Origin of the sequence: Bifidobacterium sp. B4081 (assembly GCF_026537335.1) — a bacterium.
GTDB lineage: Bacteria > Actinomycetota > Actinomycetes > Actinomycetales > Bifidobacteriaceae > Bombiscardovia.
The window spans coordinates 712,645-737,082 of sequence record NZ_JAFNMM010000001.1 but is presented as its reverse complement, the minus strand read 5'-3'; the positions used below and the strand labels follow the sequence as shown (position 1 = coordinate 737,082).

At 59.5% G+C, this 24,438-nt stretch carries 18 protein-coding genes and 1 riboswitch; of the genes, 4 read left to right on the top strand and 14 right to left on the bottom strand.

The genetic code is table 11. The features are described 5' to 3' along the window. Window position 1: 1 nt before the first annotated feature. Window positions 2-2,590: an NAD-dependent DNA ligase LigA gene (gene ligA, locus J3T92_RS03280; protein WP_267399707.1), complete on the bottom strand. Its 2,589-nt coding sequence runs from the start codon at window positions 2,588-2,590 to the stop codon at window positions 2-4. After that, a complete protein-coding gene (locus J3T92_RS03275; protein ID WP_267399706.1) occupies window positions 2,583-5,987 on the bottom strand; it encodes a tetratricopeptide repeat protein in 3,405 nt (1,134 codons plus the stop codon). Before J3T92_RS03275 ends, ligA begins: the two co-directional genes overlap by 8 nt. Before the next feature lie 50 nt (window positions 5,988-6,037). Between J3T92_RS03275 and J3T92_RS03270 the strand changes: the two genes are divergently transcribed. Next, complete coding sequence (locus J3T92_RS03270; RefSeq protein ID WP_267399705.1) at window positions 6,038-8,296, top strand: hypothetical protein; 2,259 nt, start codon at window positions 6,038-6,040, stop codon at window positions 8,294-8,296. 18 nt (window positions 8,297-8,314) lie between these two features. Here the strand turns inward: J3T92_RS03270 and J3T92_RS03265 are convergent, their stop codons facing one another. The 4 genes from J3T92_RS03265 to ppgK all read right to left on the bottom strand — a co-directional run bounded on the left by J3T92_RS03265 (window position 8,315) and on the right by ppgK (window position 14,158). Continuing rightward, on the bottom strand, window positions 8,315-10,552 hold the full coding sequence (locus J3T92_RS03265) for a glycoside hydrolase family 3 C-terminal domain-containing protein (RefSeq protein ID WP_267399704.1): 2,238 nt from the start codon (window positions 10,550-10,552) through the stop codon (window positions 8,315-8,317). A gap of 71 nt (window positions 10,553-10,623) precedes the next feature. Beyond that, the gene (locus J3T92_RS03260; RefSeq protein ID WP_267399703.1) at window positions 10,624-12,000 is read right to left on the bottom strand and encodes an MFS transporter; all 1,377 of its coding nucleotides are present in this window, start codon (window positions 11,998-12,000) and stop codon (window positions 10,624-10,626) included. Between the two features lie 131 nt (window positions 12,001-12,131). Next, window positions 12,132-13,313, bottom strand: a complete 1,182-nt coding sequence (locus J3T92_RS03255; RefSeq protein ID WP_267399702.1) for a pyridoxal phosphate-dependent aminotransferase — start codon at window positions 13,311-13,313, stop codon at window positions 12,132-12,134. A 74-nt stretch (window positions 13,314-13,387) separates the two neighbouring features. Beyond that, window positions 13,388-14,158 carry a polyphosphate--glucose phosphotransferase gene (gene ppgK, locus J3T92_RS03250; RefSeq protein ID WP_220236045.1) on the bottom strand — a complete coding sequence of 257 codons (771 nt, stop codon included), beginning with the start codon at window positions 14,156-14,158 and terminating at the stop codon, window positions 13,388-13,390. Between the two features lie 173 nt (window positions 14,159-14,331). Here ppgK and J3T92_RS03245 point away from each other — a divergent pair, with 173 nt between their 5' ends. Together J3T92_RS03245 and J3T92_RS03240 are read left to right on the top strand one after the other, a co-directional pair. Beyond that, the gene (locus J3T92_RS03245) at window positions 14,332-15,111 is read left to right on the top strand and encodes a nitroreductase family protein (protein WP_267399701.1); all 780 of its coding nucleotides are present in this window, start codon (window positions 14,332-14,334) and stop codon (window positions 15,109-15,111) included. A gap of 51 nt (window positions 15,112-15,162) precedes the next feature. Continuing rightward, window positions 15,163-15,933, top strand: a complete 771-nt coding sequence (locus J3T92_RS03240) for a histidine phosphatase family protein (RefSeq protein ID WP_267399700.1) — start codon at window positions 15,163-15,165, stop codon at window positions 15,931-15,933. Window positions 15,934-15,946: 13 nt separating this feature from the next. Here the strand turns inward: J3T92_RS03240 and J3T92_RS03235 are convergent, their stop codons facing one another. The 8 genes from J3T92_RS03235 to J3T92_RS03200 all read right to left on the bottom strand — a co-directional run bounded on the left by J3T92_RS03235 (window position 15,947) and on the right by J3T92_RS03200 (window position 23,541). Beyond that, window positions 15,947-16,972, bottom strand: a complete 1,026-nt coding sequence (locus tag J3T92_RS03235; protein WP_416378889.1) for a glycosyltransferase — start codon at window positions 16,970-16,972, stop codon at window positions 15,947-15,949. 62 nt (window positions 16,973-17,034) lie between these two features. Then, on the bottom strand, window positions 17,035-18,852 hold the full coding sequence (locus tag J3T92_RS03230) for an ABC transporter permease (RefSeq protein ID WP_267399697.1): 1,818 nt from the start codon (window positions 18,850-18,852) through the stop codon (window positions 17,035-17,037). 230 nt (window positions 18,853-19,082) lie between these two features. Next, the gene (locus J3T92_RS03225; RefSeq protein ID WP_267399696.1) at window positions 19,083-19,820 is read right to left on the bottom strand and encodes an ABC transporter ATP-binding protein; all 738 of its coding nucleotides are present in this window, start codon (window positions 19,818-19,820) and stop codon (window positions 19,083-19,085) included. A gap of 39 nt (window positions 19,821-19,859) precedes the next feature. Next, window positions 19,860-20,546 carry a hypothetical protein gene (locus tag J3T92_RS03220; RefSeq protein ID WP_267399695.1) on the bottom strand — a complete coding sequence of 229 codons (687 nt, stop codon included), beginning with the start codon at window positions 20,544-20,546 and terminating at the stop codon, window positions 19,860-19,862. Then, complete coding sequence (locus J3T92_RS03215; protein ID WP_267399694.1) at window positions 20,527-20,961, bottom strand: hypothetical protein; 435 nt, start codon at window positions 20,959-20,961, stop codon at window positions 20,527-20,529. Before J3T92_RS03215 ends, J3T92_RS03220 begins: the two co-directional genes overlap by 20 nt. Window positions 20,962-21,128: 167 nt before the next feature. After that, complete coding sequence (locus J3T92_RS03210) at window positions 21,129-21,959, bottom strand: ABC transporter ATP-binding protein (RefSeq protein WP_267399693.1); 831 nt, start codon at window positions 21,957-21,959, stop codon at window positions 21,129-21,131. Between the two features lie 81 nt (window positions 21,960-22,040). Continuing rightward, window positions 22,041-22,883: a hypothetical protein gene (locus J3T92_RS03205; RefSeq protein ID WP_267399692.1), complete on the bottom strand. Its 843-nt coding sequence runs from the start codon at window positions 22,881-22,883 to the stop codon at window positions 22,041-22,043. Then, window positions 22,870-23,541, bottom strand: coding sequence for an RNA polymerase sigma factor (locus tag J3T92_RS03200; RefSeq protein ID WP_267399691.1), 672 nt, complete (start codon window positions 23,539-23,541; stop codon window positions 22,870-22,872). Before J3T92_RS03200 ends, J3T92_RS03205 begins: the two co-directional genes overlap by 14 nt. A gap of 144 nt (window positions 23,542-23,685) precedes the next feature. After that, window positions 23,686-23,820, top strand: a riboswitch (FMN riboswitch). A 5-nt stretch (window positions 23,821-23,825) separates the two neighbouring features. Here J3T92_RS03200 and J3T92_RS03195 point away from each other — a divergent pair. Further along, the gene (locus tag J3T92_RS03195; protein ID WP_267399690.1) at window positions 23,826-24,431 is read left to right on the top strand and encodes an ECF transporter S component; all 606 of its coding nucleotides are present in this window, start codon (window positions 23,826-23,828) and stop codon (window positions 24,429-24,431) included. Window positions 24,432-24,438 lie beyond the last annotated feature (7 nt).

Here is a 24,438-nt window from a genome sequence, read left to right as displayed (position 1 = left end):
ATCAGCCTTGTGCTGGGTTGGGATCGCCGGTATCAAGCAAGCGATGGAAGCCCGCCTCGTCCAGGATCGGCAAGCCCAGACTCTCAGCCTTGTCGGCCTTGGAGCCCGGGTTGGCACCCACAACCACATAGGTGGTCCTTTTACTGACGGATCCGGAGGCCTTGCCGCCGCGCTCCACGATGGCCTCCTTGGCAGAGTCCCTGGAGAAGTCCTCCAGGCTGCCGGTGACCACCACGGTCATGCCTTTCAGGGTCTGCGGCTTGGTGCTGCGTTCGACGTGAGCACCCACCCCGGCGGCCTGCCAGGAATCCAAGATGCGCCCGCGCCAGTCGTTGGGTTGTCGGGCGCCCTGGAACCAGTCGTGGATGGAGTGCGCGATCTCGGGGCCCACGCCGTCCAGCTCGGACAAGTCCTCCACGCTGGCCTCCTCCACCGCCTCGAGAGACGGGAAGCGGGTGGCTATGGCCCGGGCCGAGGTCGGTCCCAGGTGCCGGATGGATAGGGCCACCAGAACCCTCCACAGGTCGGCATGCCTGGCCTTGTCGATCTCTTCGAGCATCTGCAGGGTGTTCCTGGAGGGTAGGGCATCAGCACTGCCCAGTGCAGCCTCCTGAGCCTGGGTCTCATGGCTGTTCATGGCCCGTTCGCCGTGGCCTGCCTGATCGCCCTTGGGCAGGTTGTAGAAGGCAGGCACACGGTACCACAGGCCGCTGCCGCCAGTCCGGCGCTTGATCGCAGCTCGTCCCTGCCGACCTTCGACTTCCGCCTGCTCCATCAGGGGGACCTCGCGCCAGACATAAACCTGGCGCAGATCCTCCGCCTTCAGGTCGAAGAGGCCTGCCTCGCTGGTCAGGACAGGATCCTGCCGAGGCGGAAGCTTCAGATCCGGATCCGGCTGGTAGGGGGCTGCCTGGCCGCCTTGGTCAACCAGAACCTCACGCAGGCCAGGAGCATAGACCTCAACGGAATCGGGCCGGTTTTCATCGGGATTGGTCAAGGCTATGGCGCTCTGCTCCCCCAGATGTTCGATATCCAGGGCTTTGCGCGAAGCCATGTGGATGATCCGCTCGGTCAGCTGGGCCGGGCAGGACTCCACATTGGGGCAGCGGATGTCCACATCGCCCTCCTTGGCCGGAGCCAGACGGGCGCCACAGCTGGGGCAGATCTCGGGCATGACGAAGGGTCTCAGGTCCTTCTCGCGCCCCTTCCTAGCCTCGACGACCGGTCCGACCAGCTCGGGAATCACATCGCCCGCCTTGCGGACCACGACCGTGTCCCCGATCAGAATGCCCTTGCGTTTGACCTCGGAAGCGTTGTGGAGGGTGGTCCTGGAGACCGTGGAGCCGGCCACGGTGACCGGGGTGAGAACCGCCACCGGGGTAATCCGCCCGGTTCGGCCCACCTGGACGGTGATGTCCAGAAGCCGGGTATTGACCTCCTCCGGAGGGTACTTGTAGGCCACGGCCCAGCGGGGGGCACGGGAGGTGGCGCCCAGCCTGCGCTGAAGATCCCGGTCCTGCAGCTTGACCACGATGCCGTCCAAGGCGTGCTCGATGTCGTTGCGGTGCTGGCCGTAATAGTCGATCATGTCCAGGATCTGGTCGAAGGACGTGACGACCCGGTTGTGGGGGGAGACCGGAATCCCCCACTGCCTATAGAGGTCGTAGGCCTGGGACTGGTCGATGACCTCGTCATGAGTCCCCTTGGGATGGGCTGGCCCCCACCTCAGAGAGCCAAGGCCATGGGCGTAGAAGCTCAGACGGCGGCTGGCAGTGATGCGCGGATCCTTCTGCCTCAGGGATCCGGCGGCGGCGTTGCGGGGGTTGGCGAAGGGCGCCTTGCCCTCCTGCTCCTGTTGCTCGTTCAAGGCGTTGAAGTCGTCGAACCGCATGAAGACCTCGCCGCGGACCTCCACGAATTCGGGGATGTCGCGGGCCGGCCCGGACAGGTTCTGCGGAATGCTCGAAATGGTCCTGACGTTGAGGGTAATGTCCTCACCGGTCACCCCGTCCCCCCTGGTCAGGCCCTGCTCCAGGACCCCGTTGCGGTAGAGGAGGTTGAGGGCCAGGCCGTCGATCTTGACCTCGCTGGTCATGGGCAGGGCCTTGTCCTGCGGCCAGTCGAGCTCGCTGCGCAGCCCGTCATACCACTGGCGCAGCTCGGCGACGCTGAAGACGTCATCCAGACTGAGCATCTGGGAGGGGTGACGGACGGAGGCGAAGTCGTTGGAGAAGGTCCCTCCGACCCGGTGCGTTGGCGACTGGGGGGTATCCAGGCTGGGGAAGCGGGACTCCAGCTCCTGCAGGCAGCGCATCCTGGCGTCATATGCCGCGTCGGAGGAGACCGGCGCGTCGTCTATGTAGTAGGCGACCTGGTCGGACTCCACCCAGGCGGCCAGCCTGGACCAGAGACGCTGGGCCTGCTGGGCTCCCAAGGAGTCGAGGTCCAGCTCCCCCAGTCGCATGGCATCAGCATCGTCGGGCTGGAGGGATGCTATCCATCGGTCAGTGCCCGGCCTGGGCCTGGACTCGGCATCCCCACCCGCATCACCGGTTTGCTGAATATCTTCCTGAGCTGTTTTGTCATGCATTGAGCGACCTCATGAACTGTGCCTGTACCACATCAACACCTTCATTATCGTCGTCGTTCATCCTGGCGGCCGCCATTGACAGTGTCCGGGCCGGGACGAAGAGCCAGCCGTCCACACAGATGCGCGCGGCCTGACGCACTATCGAAGCCACCTCGGTGTGAGGCCAGACCGGCAGGCCGTGTTCAGCCAGCACTCGGCGTGCCTGCCTGTGGTCTTCGGGCAGAACCACGCACTGGGAGCGGGCCCTGGCCTGCAGCTCGGCCAGCTCGGTCTTGAGGGCTGGTATCCGGTCGGGACTGATATGCTCGCTCATCAGATAGGCCGCCGCAGCCACATCGAACTCGTCGCGCATCCATGAGGCATAGGCCAGACGGTAGTAGGCGAAGGAGGCATCGTCCCGGTCCAGAGCCACCCGCAGAGCGTTCAGTGTGGCAGCCCGGGCCGAATCCCAGTCCTCACGGTTGGCCAGCATGACCGCCAGCTTCAGGTGAGAGAGCGGGTAGGCAGGCGCATAGGCCACCATGGCGTTCAGATGCTTGAGGGCCGCCTGGTCCTTTTTAAGCTGGGCCAGCAGGTCGGCTATCTCCAGGTGGGCATAGAAGAGGTTGTCAGGAATGAGCAGGGTCCGCTCCCCCGGTGTGGCGAAAAGGCGATTATAGACCACCCGTTCGGCGTATGAATTGAAGTAGCGAGGCACCTGGCCCTCGGCTGCAAAGACGGCATCCATATGGGCGATGGCATCCTGCTCAACCTGTATGCCCTGGGCTGCGCCGCCGGAGAAGAGCAGGTCGCGGGCTTTGACGCGCTCCTTGTCCAGCTGTAAGGACAGTGAGAAGTCGAAGTCGGGAACAGGGGTGCCGTCGATCATGGCGCTGGCAACCTGAGGGGCCAGCTGTTCCAGCTCCGGGTCACCGATGCTCTGGATGATGCCCGTAGCCGCCTGGGCCTTGGCCGCCGATGTCATGGTCCGATCCGAGGCCAGCTGGTGGAAACCGCCTACAGCCCTCTGCAGCAGGTCGGCACGCTGGATGGACAGATCGACGGCCTTATGTGCGCCCAGGGCCTTGGCAGACTTGTCGGCAAAGGCCACCTCGGAAAACTCGGGCTCCTCCTGGCTGCCATGGGGGCTGAAGCGGTCATCGTGCATGTCGAAGACAGCCTCGGTGGGCTTGAGTCCGCCCTGGGGATCCACCTGCATGGCCGCGTCGAAGAAACGGTAGATGGCACGTGGATCCTTCAGCCCCTGTGAACGGATGCGGGAGAGGAAGAGTTCCCTGCTGAAGACCACCGAGACCAGGGTGCGGATGGTCGGATTGCTCTGCAGGGCGCTGAGCGGATTCTGGGATGCGTCATCCTCAGTCTGATCTGCGGAGGCATCTTCATTCGAGACATCCTCCTTCGATGCATCCTCGTTGGTCGACGACGGCGGCGCAAAGGCGGCAGAGTCAAGGTCCACGCCCTGCATGAGATCCTTGAACTCGCGGTCCACGGATTCCTTTTCACCCTGATCCTCGACCTTGTCCTCCCCGTCTTCCTGTTGTTGTTCAGGAGCCATTCGGGAGGCAATGGGCTTGGTGGGATCGCCGTGCACGTCACCATCCTTGGGATCAGCCTTGGACCCTGTAGGGGCCACCTCGCCTGAACGCATGCGCTCAAAGGCCTCCAAGGCCTGTCCCATCATGGTCCTGATGGCCGAGTTCTGCTGGTCGACAGCCTCTTCCAGACCGATGGAGTCAATTTGCAGGCTGACCTCGCGCACGGACGGATCCGCCCCGAAGGCCAGTGCGGCCATCATCAGCCCGACGCGCAGGTTGTAGTCGGCGCTCATGGCGGAACGCTCGCCCTCGTCCAGGTCCCGCCAGGCCCGCGACTGGTCCTCATAGCGGCTGGAGGGCATCATGGTACGCCCTGCCGCAGTGAAGGCCAGAGCCACCTGTCCCTGGGCAAGATTGGACCTGAACTCCACGTCGAAGCGGAAAGGCAACCGAAGGGATCGTATCAGCATGGCCATCGTCTGCCGGTAGACCCACTCGGATCGCACCGGCTCCTGGCCCTGGCCGTCCGCTCGCACGGGCAGCGCCTGGGGAGCCTGTTGACGGACCATGACAGCAGTGGCTGCGGCCTTGTCAACCATGGCATTGATAGCAGTTCGGCCGTCATCCTCCAGGGGATCGAAGCGAATCGGATAGTCTCCCGGGCGCAGCAGGGCGACAATGGCAGGATCCTCCAAAAGTGCCTGGTCCAGCCGCGTTGCCTGGACGCGATTGATCGAGTCCTCGGTGGGCAGCGTTCCCAGACGGGCATTGCGCTCCAGCCAGGCGCTGACTGCGGCGAATCTGTTGAGGTTGCCCTCGATACGCAGGGCCGCAAGCGCGGCAGTGAACTCCAGTCCGTTGTCCCAGCTCAGGAAGTAGGCGCCGGAGTAGGAGGAAGCATACAGATGCAGGGGCTCCGCCCCATGAACGGCCTCAAGGCCTGAGACGGGCGATAGAGCACCGGCCTCACGCATCAGGTCGGCGAACAGATCCTCCAGGCCAGAGACCCGCTGTCCGTGGGAGCGTGCCTGGATCATGTCGCCCACGCTGCGTCGGATGGCTCCCATGGGCGCCTCCCGATTGAGCCGGTAGAAGATGTTGCCCGAGCCGAACCCGGTGAAGGTTCCCTGAATGCGCGGCAGCAGGTAGGCGGCGAAGAAGGCGATGGCCACAGCATCCCGATACTCCAGGTCCAGGCGCATCTCAGGAGGCAGGAGGGGACGCAGCTGCTCCAGGCAATAGCGACCATCGGCTCGCAGCCAGGAGGCCAGCCAACGCATGTGGCCGGCATCATCACGGCCTGCTACGGCACCCTGCAGGGCATGGACCGGGCCCGAATCCTGACCCGGATCGCGGCCCAACCGACGACCGTCGGCCAGGGTCACCTCCTCCTCACGACCCAGCAAGAAAGCAGGCTCCATATTCTGCAGGTCCATCCGGCTCTGCTCGCCAATGAAGACCCGGCCATGGTCGTCGGCCAGAGCGATCTGGGCAAAGTGACGGTGATCGGTGAAGATCCCCAACGCGAAGCCCCGGCCCGGGGCATCGGGCCACTGAACCCAGCCCAGCGTCAGTCCCTCGGGCACGCCCTGCAGACGGGGAAAGAGCCGACGCTTGACAGCGATACCCAGAATACGGCTGTGAGAAGCCAGGAATTCGCGCATCTGCCGATCATCCGGATGGCCTCCCGTCCGGTTGATTAGATCGACCATGTCGGCCACCGAAGAATCCAGGGGATGATCCCCACGACCCCCTCTGGTCGGCCGAGAGGAGCCCACCAATCCCTCCAGTGCGGAAAGAATGGAACGGCCCAGGCCGGACAGATCACCGAAACCCCGGGACTTCTTCGCGTTCTTGGACATACCTTTGATTGTCCCAATCCAGCCAGACATGTCGCCGTTAGAATAAAACCGTGATGACTCTGCCAGCCCTGCGACGACCCACCCCGGCTAGGGGCACGACCATTCGCCTGCTGGTAGCGCTTGCTGCGGTACTCATCCTCGAACTGGGAGTATTCAATCTGGCCCATTGGCAGTCGCTGATGGGCTCCACATCAAACTCTCCGGCACAGACTACGGCCGATCCCCACTCCCCACTAGGTCGGCTGGGACCAGGGCTGTCCCCTCTGCCAGGCGGGGGATTGAAAGTCACCGATCCGGCTGGCGCCTGGGTAGATGTCCCTGATGCCGATGGACAGGCATCCTTTGTTCAGGCCCATCTGGCAGAGGATGTCGAGGGTTCATTCCTGTCGCAGATCCATGTACGTCTGGACCTGCGCCCGGCCGGCGGCAAGGGATGGATCCAGGGCACCCGAGGGCTGATCTGCCCCGGTCAGGCCCGTAGCCACTACCTGCGCGTCCGCGGAAAACCCAGCGGCACCCGGATCCAGGCCATGCGCCTGTGGATACAGGAACCCATCGGTTCCCGACTGGAACTGACAGGAGTGACCCCAGCCAAGGTGGTCCCCCTGGACTTCAACTTGGCGCGGATACTGCTGCTGACCTGTCTGGCGGCACTGATCCTGGGCTACCTGCCCGGCTCGATCCTCTGGCGGACCCGGTTGGATACAGGCTCGGTGAGCCAACGTCTGGTCCTGGCCCTGATTCTGGCTCCGCTGGCAGCCTGGTCCTGCTGGAACATCCAGCACGATCTGTCCACCTTCACTCCCATGGCCTATCACCAGCCGAACGCCTACGTATACGACTTCAACCAGTACGACCACGTAGCCCAGGCCCTTCTGCATGGACGCCCCTGGCTGGATCTTGGCCAAGCGCCGGGTCTGGCCAAGGCAGCCAACCCCTTCGACATAGCCACCCGTAACGCGCTGCTGGCCCAGGACCAACAACCCATATATTGGGACTACGTCTACCGGGGCGGCCACTGGTATTCCTACTTCGGTGTCCTGCCGGTGATGCTGCTCTTCCTGCCCTACCGAGTGATAACCAGCCTGGTGCATCCGAGCGGCTATGCCCTGCCTACCAGTTCGGCTGCGGCCCTGCTGGTCGCGACGGCCACCGTCATGACGGCCCTAGCTACCATCCGCCTGCTGGCCCGCTGGTTCCCACGAGTCAACCTGGCCGTGGTCGGCATGGCCCTTATAACCATGCTGGGAGGATCCGGCATGGTCTACCTCTGGTGCCGCCGCAACTTCTATACGATCCCTTTCGATGCCTCCCTGCTGGCGGTCATGACCGGACTCTGGCTCTGGATGGGGGCCAGACGGGTTCAGCGACAGGCTGCAAACGCCGGTGAGCGTTCGGGTCGTGGATCAACACGAATGTGGACCGTGGAGGACGGGGACCAACCCTGGCATCTGTCCAAATCTCGGCTCTTTCTGGGATCGCTGTCAGTGGCCGCCACCCTGGGCTGTCGGCCCACCTTCCTCGCTGCCGGCCTGCTGGCGCTGCCCCTGTTTGTCAAGGAGATAAGGGCAGTCGTCAAGGCCCTGTTCACGCGTGGACGCCATCCGGCTGGCATGTCCCGGAGGCGGGCACTGTCCCTGCTGGCCTGCTGCCTCTTGCCGGTCCTCCTGGTCGCCGCCCCTCTGCTCTGGTACAACCGTTGGCGCTTCGGGTCACTGCTGGATTTCGGCAACCGGTATCAGATGACCGTCCTGGACCTGACCAACTACCATCCCGGCATCCAGGGCCTGCTTCAGATCTTTAGCTACTACCTGCTGCAACCTTTGACCACCCTGCCGGTCTTCCCCTACTTGCAATTCTCCCCCGCTCCCATGCGGGTCTGGCACTTCACCGAGCCTGGCCTGGGCGGGCTCCTGGTCACCACCCCGTCACTCGCACTGGCCCTTGCTCTTCTTGCTCTGCCCCGGGTGCGAAAAGAGCTACAGCGTCGGGGATGGATGCCCGCCTTGGTCTTGGCCCTGGCTCTGGCAGCCCTGGTCATGGCTGCAGACTCCTATCTGGGTGGATTTTCGGTGCGCTACACCATTGATTTCGCCTGGTTGGTCTGCCTGGTCGCCGTTGTGGTCATGGCCGCCGCATCCTCGACATATGAAGACGGCCGCCCCGCAGCGGAAGCGGCCGTCATGAGCCTGCTGGCACTGGCCTGCCTGGCTGGCCTGGTCCTGACCTTGGTCAACGCCATGGTCCTGCTGGAGCACTTCGACCCCAGTCAGGCCATGAACGTAGCCGTCTGGTTCCTAGCACCCTGAGCCCAGCCGACCTCGGTATCAGGATTCCAGGCCCTGCTGCTTGAGGGCCTGGTGATACCGGTCGACCATATCGGCCACGATGCCATTGCCATCGCCACCCGACAGGGTGATCACCGAGGCTAGAGGCATGGTGTCAAAGAGCTGGGCCGTATTGGGATCGTCGGGCAGAGGTATGCCATCCTGCTCGATACGATCGCGCAGGATGGGCCCGCCGATCGAATTCTCGCGCCACTCCGCCATGGTCGATTCAGCGTTCAACGGAATAAAGCGGCCGTCGCCATCCACCTGCAGGTCCTGCTCCGTAACCAGATCGCGACTGGAGGTGCCCACTTGGATGCGGTAAGTGCCCGCCTCCACATGCCAGCCATCCATGACCGTTGACCAGTAGGCGAAGTCGCGCTCCGTCAGGTCCATGCTCACTCGGCTGGACTGTCCGGCTTTCAGGAAGACCTTGGTGAAGGCCTTGAGCTCATGGCTGGGCCGATTCACCCGGCTGGAGCAGGGGGCCACATAGACCTGCACGGTCTGAGCGCCATCCGCCTGCGAGGTGTTGGTCACGGTCACCTCCACCCGAGCCGAGTTGGCTCCGGTCTTGGTCACCGCAATCTGTTTAAGTGCAAAGTCGGCATAGGACAGCCCGAATCCGAAGGGGAAGGCCACCGGTCGCTGGAAAGTGTCGTAGTAGCGGTACCCCACGTAGACGCCCTCGCCATAGCGGGAGTGACCCTCCTCGCCAGGGAAGGAGGTAATGGTGGGGTTGTCCTCCAGCCGGACCGGAATGGTTTCAGGCAGATGACCCGAGGGGTTAGCGGCACCGGTCAGCACATCCACCACGGCGCGTCCGCCCTCCTGGCCCAGCAACCAGGTCTCCAGCAGACCCTTGGTATTGTCCATCCAATCGGCAACCGTCACCACTGCTCCGTTGGAAAGGACGGCAACCACCCGGTCGTTGACCTCGGACACGGCCCTGAGCAGAGCCACTTGCTTGTCGGGAAGATCCATACTGGTGCGGTCGAAGCCCTCGGACTCGGCGTATTCAGGCAATCCCAGGAAGAGCACCACGGTGTCGGCTCCGCGCGCTACCTCAAGCGCCTGCTGGGTCAGAGCAGGATCCTGTTCCTTCTCGTCCAACGTGAACCCGGGAGCAAAGTCCACATTTATGCCAGCCTCTTTGAAGCCACCCAGGACCGAGGAGACCTCGGTGGGTGTGATGTGCGAGGAGCCTCCGCCCTGGTAGCGCGGAGTCCGGGCGAACTCACCGATGACGGCGATCTTCTCCTTCGGGTCAAGGGGCAGGATCCGGTCCTCGTTACGCAAGAGGACGATGGACTCCTGGGCCGCTCGACGAGCCATGTTGTTGTGTTCCTGGACGTCGTAGCGATAATCCTGTCGGGACATGGCCGGACGGGCCTTTTCGATCAGGTCCAGGACCCCCTGGGCCATGCGGTCCAGCTGTTCCTTGTCCAGCTTGCCAACCTGTACGGCCTGGACTACCTGGTCGTCAGTGCGGGAAGGCGGCATCTCCAGGTTGAGCCCGGCCTGCAAGGCATTGACCCTGTTGTGGACGGCACCCCAGTCGGACATGACCATGCCCTGGTAGCCCCACTCACCGCGCAGAACGTCCGTCAGCAGCCAGCGGTTCTCTGAGCTGAAGACCCCGTTGAGCTTGTTGTAGGCGCACATGATGGTCCATGGCTTGGCATTCCTGACCACATATTCGAAGGCCGGCAGATAGATCTCGCGCAGGGTGCGCATGTCCACGTCAGAGCTGACCCTGAGCCGGTCTGTTTCCTGGTTGTTGGCTGCAAAGTGCTTCAGAGAGGTTCCCACCCCCTTGGACTGGACCCCTTCGACCAAACCTGCGGCTTCATGCCCGGCCAGCACAGGATCCTCCGAGTAAAACTCGAAATTACGACCGCCCAGCGGGCTGCGCTTGATATTGATACCGGGTCCCAGGATTACGGCCACCTTCTCCTGGACGCACTCCTCGCCCATGGCCTGGCCCACCTGGTAGGTCAGATCAGGGTTCCAGGAGGAGGCCAGTCCCGCTGTCGGGGGGAAGCAGGTGGCCGGGACCGATCCGTAGACGTCGGAGCCAGTGGCCTTGCGCAGGCCATAGGGACCGTCGGTGATCATATAGCCTTCATAGCCCTTGTCGGTCAGTCCCTGCAGGTGCCAGGAGTCGGATCCCGAGGTCAGCGAGGCCTCCTCTTGCAGTTCCAAATCCTCGGCTTTGGTACGCGATTCTTCTGTCATGTCTTTTTTCCTTTCGGGTTTGATTGGCCGGGCCGCTGCTCAGCACAGGTCCGGATTACAGGTTTTCAGACTCACTTGACCTTGCGAATCATCATGATGAATACGGTTCCCACCAGCAGGCAGGCGATGGCGACCGGGAAGATCATCCTGTAGCCGTCGAAGAGTCCAATGACCAGCGTGGTGCACCCGGAAGCGATCACCTGACCGATCGTATTGGCCAGGTTGAGGATGCCCAGATCCTTGCCTGCCTCCTTGGCGTTCGGCAGCACATCGACGTTCAGCGCCTGATCGACTGACATGTAGCAGCCATTGCCGATTCCAGCCAGGGCGGCATAAATGTACATACCCGTTGCAGTTGGCATCAGGAATGGGAAGAGTATGCCGATAGCGAGAATCAGACAGCTAGTGGCTACAATCACCTTTCTCCTGTGCAGAAAGTCCGAAAGCGGGCCCGAAACCACGGAGGCCAGGATGGTGGTCACCACCGAGATCAGGGCCATGATCTTGAGTGTGGATGCGGCCTGGGCATCGCTCAGGTGACAGTACTTTTGCAGTATGTAGAGCTGGTAGCCCTGGATCATGAAGCATCCGACGACGAAAGTGAACCTGCCCAGAAGCGCCAGGTAGAAGTCGCGGCAATTTTTGGTGGGCGGTATGAAGGACCGGCCAACATCTGCCCAGGTTCGTTCCACGACCGTGTTGGCAGCCGACTTCTCCCGGGGCCAGATCAACACAGTGAGGATACCAGAGAAGAGGAAGATGATCATGGCGACTACAAGGCCTGTATGGATGCTGGCTATGAAGGAGCTGCCGATGATGGTTCCCAGCTGCTGGCCGATGACCTGGCTGGCGCCATAGAGTGCCGAATAGGTTCCCCTGGTCGACTCAGGAATCCTGTCTGAAAGGACTGCCACGGCCGGGGCTATCAGGCAGTTGATGCCCACCTGCACAATGCACCAGCCGAGGATGATCATGGCGAGTGTATGGGACTGGATAACCAGCAGAAAACCAAGGGCGCCGATAATTCCGCCCAACACGATCCAAGGGGTGCGCTTGCCGACTCGGAACCTCGACATGTCTGAGAGAGCACCGAAAACAACGTTGGCCACTAAGGCGAACACGCAGCCGATCGAATTCATTGTCCCCAGAGCCGCTTCAGCGCTGACCCCATGCAGGGAATTGAAAATCTGCGGCAGGAGGACCCCGGATCCCATGGTAAAGGGCGCAGCCCAGAGCAGGGATACCAAGACGAAGCCAATGGCAAAGCGGACCTTCTCCGCATTGTTGAGCCTTCTGCCCGTGTCCGGAGCCAGGCTCGCGTCAATGCCCCGGTCCGCTGCGGCGCCTCCGGTCTCATCTGCGGAGGCCATGGCCTTGATGTCTTCCCCGACTTGAGCGCCAACCCCCTCAGCTGGATTTCTCCTCTGACCCTTATTTCCGTTCCCCATTATCGTCTTTCCTTCCTGTGCAACCCTGCAGTCAGTGGCTCATCATTGAGCCTAACCAATCTCCCCCTTCCATGATGAATGGTCACTTAGAACTTATTATCGGAGCAAACCAGCCAGCAAACGGGCCACAGTCACAATTTTTTTTCAATCGCCGACACGACTGAGTCAGCATTCCGCTGGAATTCCGAGGGTTCAGGCAGGAGCGACAGGGCCAGATACCCATTCCCTGGCATGTCGAAAAAGTATCCGGGCTGGCCAGTCAGCCCGTAGGACCCGATCAAGCGAAGGATCAGCTCCTCCTCGTCGATGACCTGAGGGAAGCGAAGAAGAACGTTCCAGCCAGCCTCAGGCCTGAGCAGGGAGAGGCAGGACTCCTTTAGAACCAGTGTCTGTCTCAGGATTTCGAGATTGCCCCTGACACGTTCACCCACTCGGCTGGTCTGGCCAGGAATATCCGAGAGCATGGCCTCCATATCCCTGGTGATCAGAAGACTCATGGGCAGGTAATCATCCGCTATCAGATCAAGATGGCGCTTGGCCTCGGCAACCTGGTCGGCCGGCCCGGAAACCTGGATCCAGCCCACCTTGGCATGGGGAGCTGCCAGGCTCTTCGAGAATCCGTCCAAGGCGAAGGTCAGCACCCGATCCTCACCAGCCAGCCGGGCACGACCCGGCAAGGGGTCCAGAGGGTAATCGAAGAAGACCTCATCCGCTATGATGGCCACCCCCTGCCGCTGGCAGAGTTCCAGCAGCGACCGGCGTTCTTCCGGGTGAATGTAGGAACCTGTGGGATTGTTGGGATTGATAAGGACCAAAGCGCGGATACAATCGCCCTCAGGTCCTTCCAGAGCCTGTCTGACCGTGGCCAGGTCAAGGACCCATGATCCGTCGTAAGCCAGGCGGTATGGAATTGTCCGGACACATTCCAGACCGGCGATGGATTCGATCAGGGGATATCCAGGCCTGGGCTCCAGAATGGCATCACCCGGATCGCAGAGAAGCTTCATCAGCCAGGAATAAGCCTGGGATGTCGAGGAGAGCAGGTAGAGGTCATCAGGATCGACCGCCGCACCGTCCACGCTCTGATTCGCTTCCTGACGCCTGGTCAGAAACTCAGCCAGGGCCTGGCGGGCCACATGAGGTCCTCTCGGTTCGGCCTCATAGACTTGGGGCAGGAACGACGGGGCCAGTCCGAAACGGGTGGGGTTGGAATCATTCAGCCTGCCCAGCTTGAGCCCTTGGGAGCGTGCTCCTGACTCGGCCAGAGCAATGCGATTGAGGCGGTCAGACCCTGTACGGTGAGAAAAATGCACGATTCTTCAGCTCCTCATGCGATCCAGCAGTGGCCGGAACGCCCCAAACAGGTTGGTCGCAGAAAAGCCCTGCTTCACCCCAGACGCTTTTGCCGAAGGTCAGCCAGATAGGCGGCGCCGACAATGCCAGCCTGATTGCGCAGCTTGGCAGCCACAATGGGAGTCTTGATGTCAATGTGAGGCAGGAACTTCTCGCTCATCCGACTGACACCGCCGCCGACGACGAAGAAATCGGGATTGAAGTAGTGCTCAAGCAGTCGGTAGTATTTGGTCAGACGGTTGGCCCACTTCTTATAGCTCAGCTTCTTGCGGTCGCGCACCGAAGAGGCCGCGTACTTCTCTGCGTCCTTGCCGTCCAGCGTCAGGTGGCCCAACTCACTGTTGGGGATCAGAACACCGTTGTAGATCAGAGCCGTGCCGATGCCGGTACCCAGCGTAGTGGCGATGACCAGACCCCTCTGTCCCTTGGCCGCCCCGTACTGTACCTCGGCAAGGCCGGCCGCATCTGCATCGTTAACAACGCTGACGGGCCTGCCGCAGGCCTTGGAAAGGACCTCCTGAACATTGGTGCCCACCCAGGCCTGGTCCAGGTTGGCCATGAAATCGAGCGGTTTGTCAGGCTTGACAGGTGCCGGAAAAGCGATGCCCACAGGGACGTCCGAGGAGACTTCGAAGCGGTCCAGGAGCTCTTTGACCACGACTCCTACAGCCTCCGGCGTCGAGTGCTCCGGTGTTAGAATTTTCTTGCGAGGTTCTGCAAAATCGCCGATCGTCAGGTCAACTGGGGCAGCCTTGATGCCGGATCCACCAATATCCACTCCAAAAGCCTGCGCTGTTTCAATCATTGCTGCTCCTTAGCTGATCAAAGATGAGGGTCCGAACCGGCACGGTAGCGATTGTACCCCAACCCATGTCTCCGTAATCCTCGGCAGCGGCACAAGCCGGACCAAGCGCAGACCATTCCGCCGGCCTTGTGCTACTACATGCAGGAAAAAGAATTGGGTGGAATAATGAGGTTATGACCGAACATACACAGCTTATTGATGCAGTCAACGTGCGAATCACCACCAGAGAATACGACCCCAAGCCCATCGATCCCGAACTAGCCGGGCAGCTGGGCAGCACTCTGAACGCTCTGAACACGCTGAGCGGCCTGGACATGCAGCTGGTTCTGGGCAAACCCGACGCCTTCGCGGCCGACAACGCTTCCGGCCACCTGGCCAATGCTGCCAACTACCTTGCCCTAGTAGGACCCAAAGATGATCAGAAGAGCCTGGAGAAAGCCGGCTTTTATGGCGAGCGCATAGTTCTTGCCGCCACCTTATACGGACTGGGGACAGGATGGGTGTCAGGCAGCTGGGACCGCCAGGCGGCCGAGCGCCACTGCCGGATCACCCCCAGCCAGTCGCTCTATCTAGTGGTCACCATCGGCTATCCGGCCGACCAGGTCGGCTACGGCAACCAGGACTTCGACAAGCTTTGCCAACGTCAGAGCGAGCATCGAACCTCCAAAAGCTACAAGGAGCTGACTTCATCCATGAGCGCGCAGGACCACCAGGATGCTCCGGAATGGTTCAAGGCCGGCGTGGCTGCCGCCGCCAAGGCTCCTTCAGCCATGAACGGGCAGCCAGTGCTATTCGCTTGGGACAAGGGCTCAGGCAGTGCGATCGCCACATTGGACCCCTCGGTCGCTTATGGTTCCGTCGTTGATCTGGGCATAGCCAAAATGAACTTCCAGATCGGAGCCGGAGGCGGCACATGGACCTGGGGCGACAAAGGCCGCTTTATCAGGTCCTGACCATGGCTGCACCCCGTGACCGGGCAAGGGGGCCGTGTAGGGTGATGACCTATGAACAATGGAGCATCATCACAGTCCACCACCCAAACGAGCACTGAAGCAGGTCCGGCCACCCTTTACCTGACCCGACACGGCAGAACAACGGCCAATGTCATGCACCTGATGCAGGGCTGGTCCGATTTTCCCCTGACCAGGCAAGGTCGCGAGGACGTGCGCCAGTTCGGCCGGGGTCTGCGGCCCATTCGTTTCCGGGCAGCCTGGAGCGGCAATCTGAGCCGACAATATGAAACCGCCCGTCTGGCCCTTGACATGTCGGGCAATGGGGACCTGCGCGTGGGCGTTGACCCTGACCTGCGCGAGGATAATTTCGGCAGTTTCGAGGGCCGGGACGAGCGCACCACTCTTGACCAGGTCTGCGCCGCCATGGGGTTCAAGGACTTCACTACAGCCAAGGCAACCTACGGCAGAAACATCTCCGTCCATATGCAGGACACCTTCCACCGGCTGGATGCCCAGGACGTCCTGTCTGCCGGACTGGAAGAACAGGATCGGGCTGAGACCACGGCCCAGGTCCGCAGCAGAATGATCGCTGTGCTGACGCGCATCGCCCAGTCCGCAATCGAAGAGGGCGGCGGGCCTGTCCTGGTGGTCTCCTCAGGCATGTGCCTTCAACAGTTCCTTGTGGCCATCGACGACGATTGCCCTATCCCTGACATGGCCAACACCGCAGTCACCAAGGTAATCTATGGGAATGATGGTTTCCATCTAGCTGGACCAATCGGTTCCATGGATTACTTCCAGGCAGGAAGTCAAGAAAAGTAGCAGTCAAACCTATTCAGGCGCGTTGTATTTCCCCGGCTGGTTGTCTCTTAAGCGGTTCCATGGGCCTCCATTCGGGATCATGCAGTATCTGGCGCGAATCCACCCATCCCTTCAGGATGGCAGGAATACCAGTCATGATGTGGCTACGATCAACAGCCAGAAGGCGGATGACTTCCTTGAGAGCTGTTGCCAGGGTTCCCAGGGAGAAAGCCAGAGGTCGATAGTCCCCGTGAACCATGAAATACCTGGCCATGAAGCCCCGGTTGCGCATGATGTGATAACGGTTCATGTCAGACGTGGAATTGAGCTGGCGCACCCCAGCGATGTTCCAATTAGCTAAGTTGCGAGTCCGGCGCATGACTACATCTGATATGACCACAGGCTGTGTGACCTTGGATGCCAAATACCCATAGATGGTGTCATCCCAATAGATGAAGAAGCGCGGATCAGGCAGACCGATTTGATCCACAATCTGCCTGGAGAAGAATCCCCCTTCAAAGCACATGGTGTTCATAGGCCGACATCCTGATGGTCCGAAATCACCTGGGGCGATCGGGTCTGGAATACCCAAGGCAGTGAGAAAATGATACTGCCAATAGAAGGAACCGCCATCATAATCCAGCCGGGAACCCTGCACCACCTGATAGCGGTCACTCCATTGGGCTAGCGAGTCAAGTCCTTCAGGTTCTACTGCAACGTCATCATCCATGACCCAGAACCATTCGGCACCGAGCTCGTATGCTTTCCCCACACCGGCGGAGAAGCCTCCCGCGCCGCCGCCATTCTGGTCCTGTGGCAGATAAACCACACGATCTTGATTGCCGGAGCCGTCGATGATGGTCCTGCCCCAACGTCCTGTCACACGTTCAGAAAACTGCTCAACTATGGTTCGCGTGTCTGCCGAATTCTCGTTATCCACCACCACAATCCGCCATGGGGCTTGGGTAAGTTGGAGAATCGAGTCGAACAGGCCTGTCAGCAATTCCTGACGCTTATAAGTTACGACGACCATGGCCGCCTTATTCAAGGTCTTTCCCATGCTCTCCATTGTGACACCGACCCGCAACTTTGGCTTACTGCGAGACAAACCTCCTGACGAGTTTAGCCTTCTTCCGCCTTCCTGGATTGCAGACTGCACAGCCAGGATGTGAACACCGCCACCAGCAACAGAACAACAGTCACTAGGAGGAACCGGCCTACGGGCACAGGAGTCAGAGCCACAGACATGCCGGCCTGGACGAAACTCAAGGCTATGCAGCCTTCGACGATGACAATCGCCAGCAGAGACATTACTGCGCCACCGGCCACATCGGTCAGCGTCTCCATCACCCCCGACCAGGTTATTGAACTCCAGACAACACCAATCTTGTTGAGCCGCTGGTTCTGCCGCTTGCGCTCCCAGGCCAAAATAGCGATAGACTGCATCATGAAGATCAGGGCAAGAACGGTCCCGCCGACGATCATGACCGTCAAGGCCGTCTGCCCGGACAGGCCTCGTTGAATAAAGTCGTCTATATATTCCTGCCTGGTCTGCACTGCGAAGTCGCCCTGAAGGCCACCCTTCAGAAGAGTGACAATCCTATGCGCATCAGTCTGATTGGCAGCTGAAATGGGAATGATCGTATGTGGGTCTTCCCCCAATCGAGGCAGGTTATCATCCACAGTCAGAAACTGAGGATAGTTATTGCTTGCAGATAGTTGTGGGATGCCCTTAGGCGACTGAACAAGAGCAACGATCCGTGCCTCATGCCGTCGATCATGACGATCAAGAAGACAGACGGTGTCACCTATGGAATAGGAGGAATCCTGATTCACTGCGACTCGCCCTGGACCTAGGTCAGCCAAATTCCCTTTAACCGGGGAGAACTGAATGCCCGACGAATTCTGACCCCGCAGTTGATCTGCAGATTCCCATACCACCGTTGCCGCCTGGCCCTGCGATCCTTCCATAGCCCATTGCTGAGTCTGGTAGGTGACAAAGTCTCGAACCTCAGGCATCCCACTGATCAGCTCGGATGGATCGCGGTTTTCGGCATCCGGATCAAGGGAAGTAGCCATAACATCGGCCTTCAAGGGGTACAAGCTCAGAACCGCCCCTCCGATGGAACCAGCCTGCAGGGCAGCCACAAGTGAGATGACAATGGTCAGAACCATCATAGCTGGGAGGGCTATCGCGGTTGAACCTGCGCTCTCCTTTCGAGCACGCTGCAGGGCCAGAAGACCGGGGCCTCCGGCCGCCTTCGCCGGAATCAGACCGATGACTGACACAGTCAGGACGACCAGGACCGGAGCCGCCAAATAGACCGTAGTGATGACAAGAATGACCGCGAACATAATCCGCAGGTCCTGAGTCATAGAAGGCAGTGGGGCGAACCCGACCACCAAGGTCAGGATCAGAAAGACCAAGGCTGCTGAAGAACGAACCCATCCGATCCGCTTGGTTCGGTCATTGGTTTCCGTCATGAGCTGGAGCGGTGATGCCCCGCCCACCTTGCGCATAGCCATCCATACTCCCAGCAGACAGGCGACCATCATCATGATGAAAGTGACCACTGCAATGAAAGGCCGAATCCGTGGGGTGAAAACCATGCCCCTGTCGCTGAACTCGGCCGAGCGCGCGTAAAACCGTCCTACTGGTACAGTCAGGAGGGATCCGACCAGGCAACCTATGAGATTCGAGAGGGCCAAGGGAATCGAGAACTCCAGGAGACCTATGATCAGGATCCTCCTGCGGGAGGCACCGTTCAACCGCATCATTCCATACTCGCGTCGGCGCTCCTGAGTCAGAAAGGTTACCGACGAGAGAATCAAAAAAACCGACACGAGCAGGCAGCAAGCCAGCGCTGGAACAGTGACTATGAAGAGACCTGAATAAGGTGCCTTGGCTTGGAAACGCCGGTAGGTATTCAGCTTGCTCAAATTGCCAATACTATCAAAGGACTTTCCCGCTTGGTAGACCTGCATGGTCGAAGAAGTCAGAAGGGATGCCAGGCATGTGGACAGACCCATGACCGTGTATGATGCTCGATGCTTCTTGATCAGGGACCAGACCAGAAAGAAAAAGGTCGGTCGACTGATTGAGGAGGATGCATGTAGGGACACCTGTCCGGGAACTTCACCTCTTCCAGCTTGACCTTTGCCTACATGCATCATCTGTCTACCCCCTGGCTAACCTGAGTCATGCTGGTCAGATGAGTGGCCAGCTGCTCGGCCGTATACCCCTGGCAGATCGAATGCACGGTGCCGTCCACCAAGAACACCGTGCGCTGCGCCCAGGCCGCCACGTTGGGGTCATGTGTTACCATCAGCACGGTTCGTCCGCCCTCCACCAGGGTCGAAAGGGCATCCAGAACCATTTCCGAGCTGCGCGTATCCAGCGCACCCGTGGGTTCGTCCGCAAAAATCATGTCTGGCTGGGCGACCAACGCCCTGGCAATGGCCACGCGTTGCCTTTGACCGCCAGATATGTCAGACGGATACTGCTGCGCATAACCATCCAGCCCCAAAATCTTTAGGGCCTGCAGTGATCGGACGACACCAACTTTGGGGCCGCCGAAGAGCTGGGGCAGCATGACGTTCTGCAAACAGGTGAAGGCCTCGACCAGGTTGTAATCCTGAAAGACGAAACCTATATGGTCACGCCGCATCCTGGTCAAAGCGGACTCCTTCATCCCGGCTATGTTCTGGCCGGCAATCTCGACCGATCCCTGCTGCACAGGCAAGAGCCCTGAGGCGCAATAGAGCAGGGTGGTTTTCCCTGCTCCGGAAGGGCCCATGACTGCGGTCCAAGATCCTGCCGGGCATTCCAAGCCAACTTGGTCTATTCCAGCTTCACCAGCCTTGTAATGGAAGGACACCCCCTCCATCTTCAGTGGCAGTTCATTCATGGATATTCCTTTCATTCAGGCCGCCTAAGCAGCAAATCGTCAGATGGTTGGATGGCTATGGAGCCTTCTGGCCGACCGCCAGCAAAGCAAAACGGCTAAAACCAGCAGGCTTAGGATCAGGTAGAATTCAGTCCCAGGCAATGGCACAATTCGAGTAACCACACTGCCAATGCAGCATGGATCCACGAGAAGCCAGTCGACAAAGACATGAAAGGCCGGCAACAACACAGGAACTGCAAGCAAGACCAAGCGTGTGTAGGTGCTGCAGTGTGTGGAAATCCAGAGAACCAAGAGAAAAACAAGAAAGGCTGACCCCAAGCAAAGCAATATGAAAACAGCCAGGTATTCTCCTAAGGACCAGGTGAACCAAGGCAATGCATGTCCATCAAAGACCGGAAGATCCTGCAGACCAGCGGTCTTGGGCAACCACATCAGCATGGATCCCCCTGCCACCATGAGCATCATCAGCAGACCGGTACAGACCATGGCGAACAATTGCAGCTCAGGCAAGAATCGTCCAGTCCGTGTCGTCAACTGCGTCTGCCGTACTCCATGGACCTGATCCTTGACAAGGCGCGGGGCTACGACAACCAAGGCTGCCAGAAGCGGAACCAGAAAGACTGAAAGTCTGAAGTTGCTCTGGGTGTACTCCAATAGTTCCGGGGCGGCCAAGCCCATGCCCGTCTTGCACTGTCCGCTTAAGACGTCAAGCCGCTTGGTCACCAAGCTGGGGCAGGTCAATGCCCTTTGTATTGCCCTTTCCCAACTGTTTCTTGGCTGTTGCAGTCAGGGCTTCTCGGTTGCATCCGCGATAGGCATCCATCACATCATGGCAATGAGCAAGCCGACGATAGCTGGGCAAGGCTCTGATGCGCTCAGTCAGTCTGCCCCTGTCTGTGTTCAGTACTGAAGGATGTGACCAGCGCGAGCTCTCGACCGAGTCGACCAGGTCCCTGGCCGACTGATAGTCCTTGACGTCCAGTTGCACAGCTTGAGAACCAAGAGCCATCAGATCTCTGGATACCGCCGGCTCAAGTCTACCAGCCTCACGCTTCATTCCGGCAATGGTGTACTGACTGACATACAATCCATAGCTAGCCAGGTCATGATGAGCTTCATCAGTGGGAATCTGGTCGTACATGGCTAGATTTAGACAGAAAACGAATCCAAGAGACAGACAGAGTACCAGCCAAAAGGAGGTACCCAGAAGATGTCGCATCTCGTTCCTGATCACCGTCCATCTTATAAAAGGGCATCCTTGACAAGAGAAGGGATTGCGAGCCTGATTCGGCGAAGTATGCTGCATCGCTACTCCCCGTCCCTGTAAATCACCAGGAAGGCATCCTCCAAGTTGGCAGGAACACCCTGGCCCTGGGACGGTGGCGCAGGCGAGTAGATTCTCAGATGGGTCGCATCCCCGTCCAGCTCCTCCTCAAGGAGCAGCTGCCCCTCTCCTAAGCGGTAATCTGCAGGAACCAGGAATATTTTGCCTTCCAGCCTGCGAGTTATCTGCCTAGGTGACTGGTTGCAGCAGATCCGTCCATCCTTGAGCATAATGACATGGTCGGCGATAGTCTCCAGGTCAGAGACGATATGGGTGGATAGGATGACAATCCGATCGTGCGAAAGCGCATGGACCAGGTTGCGCAAACGGACGCGCTCCCGTGGATCCAAACCTGCGGTCGGCTCGTCCAAAATCATCAGTTCCGGGTCATTGATCATGGCCTGAGCCAATCCCACGCGCTGAATCATGCCCCCGGAGAGTGTCTTCATCTTCTGCTTGCCATGGTTTTTAAGCCCCACAATCTCTAGCAGATGTTTAGCCAGAGGCTTGGCCCGTTTGTGACCAATCCCCTGAAGGGCTGCTATGTACATCAAAAAATCTTCAGCGCTGTAGTCTGGGTAATAGCCGAATTTTTGAGGCAGATACCCTAGGAGGCCCCGATAATCCTCGTCCATGACCATGATGTCCTGCCCGTTCCAAGTGATGTCTCCCGAATCCGGGCGGATCAGTGTGGCGATCATTTGGATCAGCGTGGTCTTGCCTGCTCCGTTGGGCGCGAGGAGCCCATGGACGCCGGTTCCAATAGAGAGGCTCAGATCGTCGATCACCCGTTTGTCCCTGAAGCTCTTTGACACATGGTACAAGTGCAACACGAAACTTACCGTCCTTTCAGGCTAAACATGTGCGATTCTGTCCTCATACAGTCCCCAGTCTTTTCATCCGCATGTCCGCTTTGGCAGCATTGATCCCACGCAGCGTTCATGCAGAACAAGAAGGAAGATCAGCAGAAGGACAAGGCCCGTCGCCAGGCTTAGAGCCGGCGGAATGAAGAAAAGAATGGGAGCGGTGGCAAATCGAGTAAGATAAAGAATCCAGCCGAGCACAATCCAGAGTCCGAGAACCAGGTAGATGGACAGTTCTCCACGCACATGTTCCTCCACCCATATCTGATCCAAGGAAAAGAGAAAAAGGGAGGAGAAGCTGATCCCCAAAAGGGTCATGGTGGACAGCCCCGGATTGGTCGTCTGCGCCAATAGGACGGTGGCCAAGGATGAAATCATCATGCTGACCATGCCGAACAGGAGCATCCTGACTGCAGCTATCTGGCGGAATGACCACCTGCAAGTTCTGATTAGATTCAAGGTATTCAGGTTCCGCTCCTTGAGCACTACCAAAAGGTGCACTACCAGGAAAAGAGCAGGCGAGCAGACGAATATGGGGACAACCAGACCGAATATTCTATCGACCCTGCTAGGCCAAGCGGTCTTCATGAAGGAGCCAAAGACGGCCGCCCAGACCGCCAGCGTCAGGATCAGGCCGAAGAACACGCAGTCCCAGAGGCCAAAGAGCAGGTTTCTCAGGCCCAGGGAACGAACCATGGCTACAAGGGTCCAGATCAGCCCAGGCCGTTTTCCCATCCCCTTGCGGACAATCGTTTTTATGGATCGCTCGCGCATTTTGGAGCCGCCGACCTGAGTTTCAGCAGCATCATCGCACTCAAGGTCGCTACCCTGCAGAGCCGCCAGAATGGGACGGATATCAGGTTCAGACCGATTCATGACCAAACTCCTTCCTCAGATTGTCCAAGAGTCGGTAATACCGAGCCTTGACCGTGCTTTCAGGTTCTCCGCAAACCTCAGCGATCTGCGCGAACCCATAGCCGGCGTACAGATGGAGGCGCAAGACCTCCTGCGCCGGGACCGGAGCCTGTGAAATCCTGTCTTCAATCCGACCAACCAAGTCGTCCTTGAAGGTCTGGTCGGCCGGGTCATCATGCTGATCGTGGCTGGATACCACAAGTACTTGTGTCTCCTGCCGCTGTCGTCTGCGGCGTATCCGCCAGTAGTCGATGACCTTGTAGGTGGCAATGCGATGGATCCAGGTTCGGAAGCTGGACTTGTTCGGATCGTAGCCGCCCAATGACCGCAGAATAGCGACGAAAGTATCCTGAGCAAGGTTACGCGCCTCCTCCCTGTCGCCGACCTGAGCGCGGATGTAGACCAGCAGGTCGTCGTAATACTTGCGAACCAAGTCATCGGCTGCGCGAAAGGATCTGGTGGACAGTATGCTTCTGATCCATTCCAGGTCCTCTGCTTGGGATTGGCCACCGTCAGCGTCTCCGTCACTTGTTTGTCTGACAAGGGCCGGATGCATAGCTTCATCCGTAGGCATCAGATGGTCGCCCATCCTCACCACGCTCCAGCCTCCTTGCAACATTGTGAACTTTCTACAACCTCATATTCGTTGTGCAGGCTGCAATAGTTGCATGGACGGCGGTTTTATTTCTTTCTCGGCGTGTCTAGAAATGCACCAGCGGCGAGAGGGAATTGACCATTCCAAAGAGCACAGCTATATTGAAATCATCAGTTTCAGGGAAGGTGAAAGTCCTTACTGGCGGTATCCGGCTGAATACCGGGAGCCCGCGACCCGCGCAAGCGGTGGATATCGGTCGAAGTCCGAAGCCAACGGTTACAGTCCGGATGGAAGAAACGAGGCCCTCTATGAGCATGCCCAATTCTCATACACACACCGTTGCAAACAAGGATACGCGCTTCAATGATGTCCACTCCACAGGAGCGGGCGGTTCAGGACGCTGGTCTACCAAGCGGATCGCAGTCTACGCGCTCTTCGTAGCCCTGGCCATGGTTCTGAGCTTCTTCTCCTTCCCGATCTTTCCTGCGGCCCCCTGGCTCAAATACGACCCCTCGGGCATCGTCGTCCTGGTGTGTGGCTTCGCCTTCGGACCAGCGGCTGCCGCCATCATCTCCATCCTGGGATTCGTTCCTCACCTGTTCACCAACCCCTTCGGCGCTCTGATCTCGATGATCGTGGCCCTGGCCCTGAGCGTGCCGGCAGCCTTGATCTACCGCAGGTTGCACAGCCGTAAGGGAGCGGTCATCGGGATCGTCTCCGGCGCTATTCTGGGCGTGATCGCAGCCATCCTGTGCAACGTAATAATCACACCCTTCTACGCGCACATGTCCATGGCCAAGGTGGTCGCCATGATCGTGCCGATCCTCCTGCCCTTCAACCTGATGAAGTTCGCCATCCACGGCGTGGTCACCTTCCTGATCTACAAGCCCATCTCCACACTGATCAACAAGTAGGCCACGG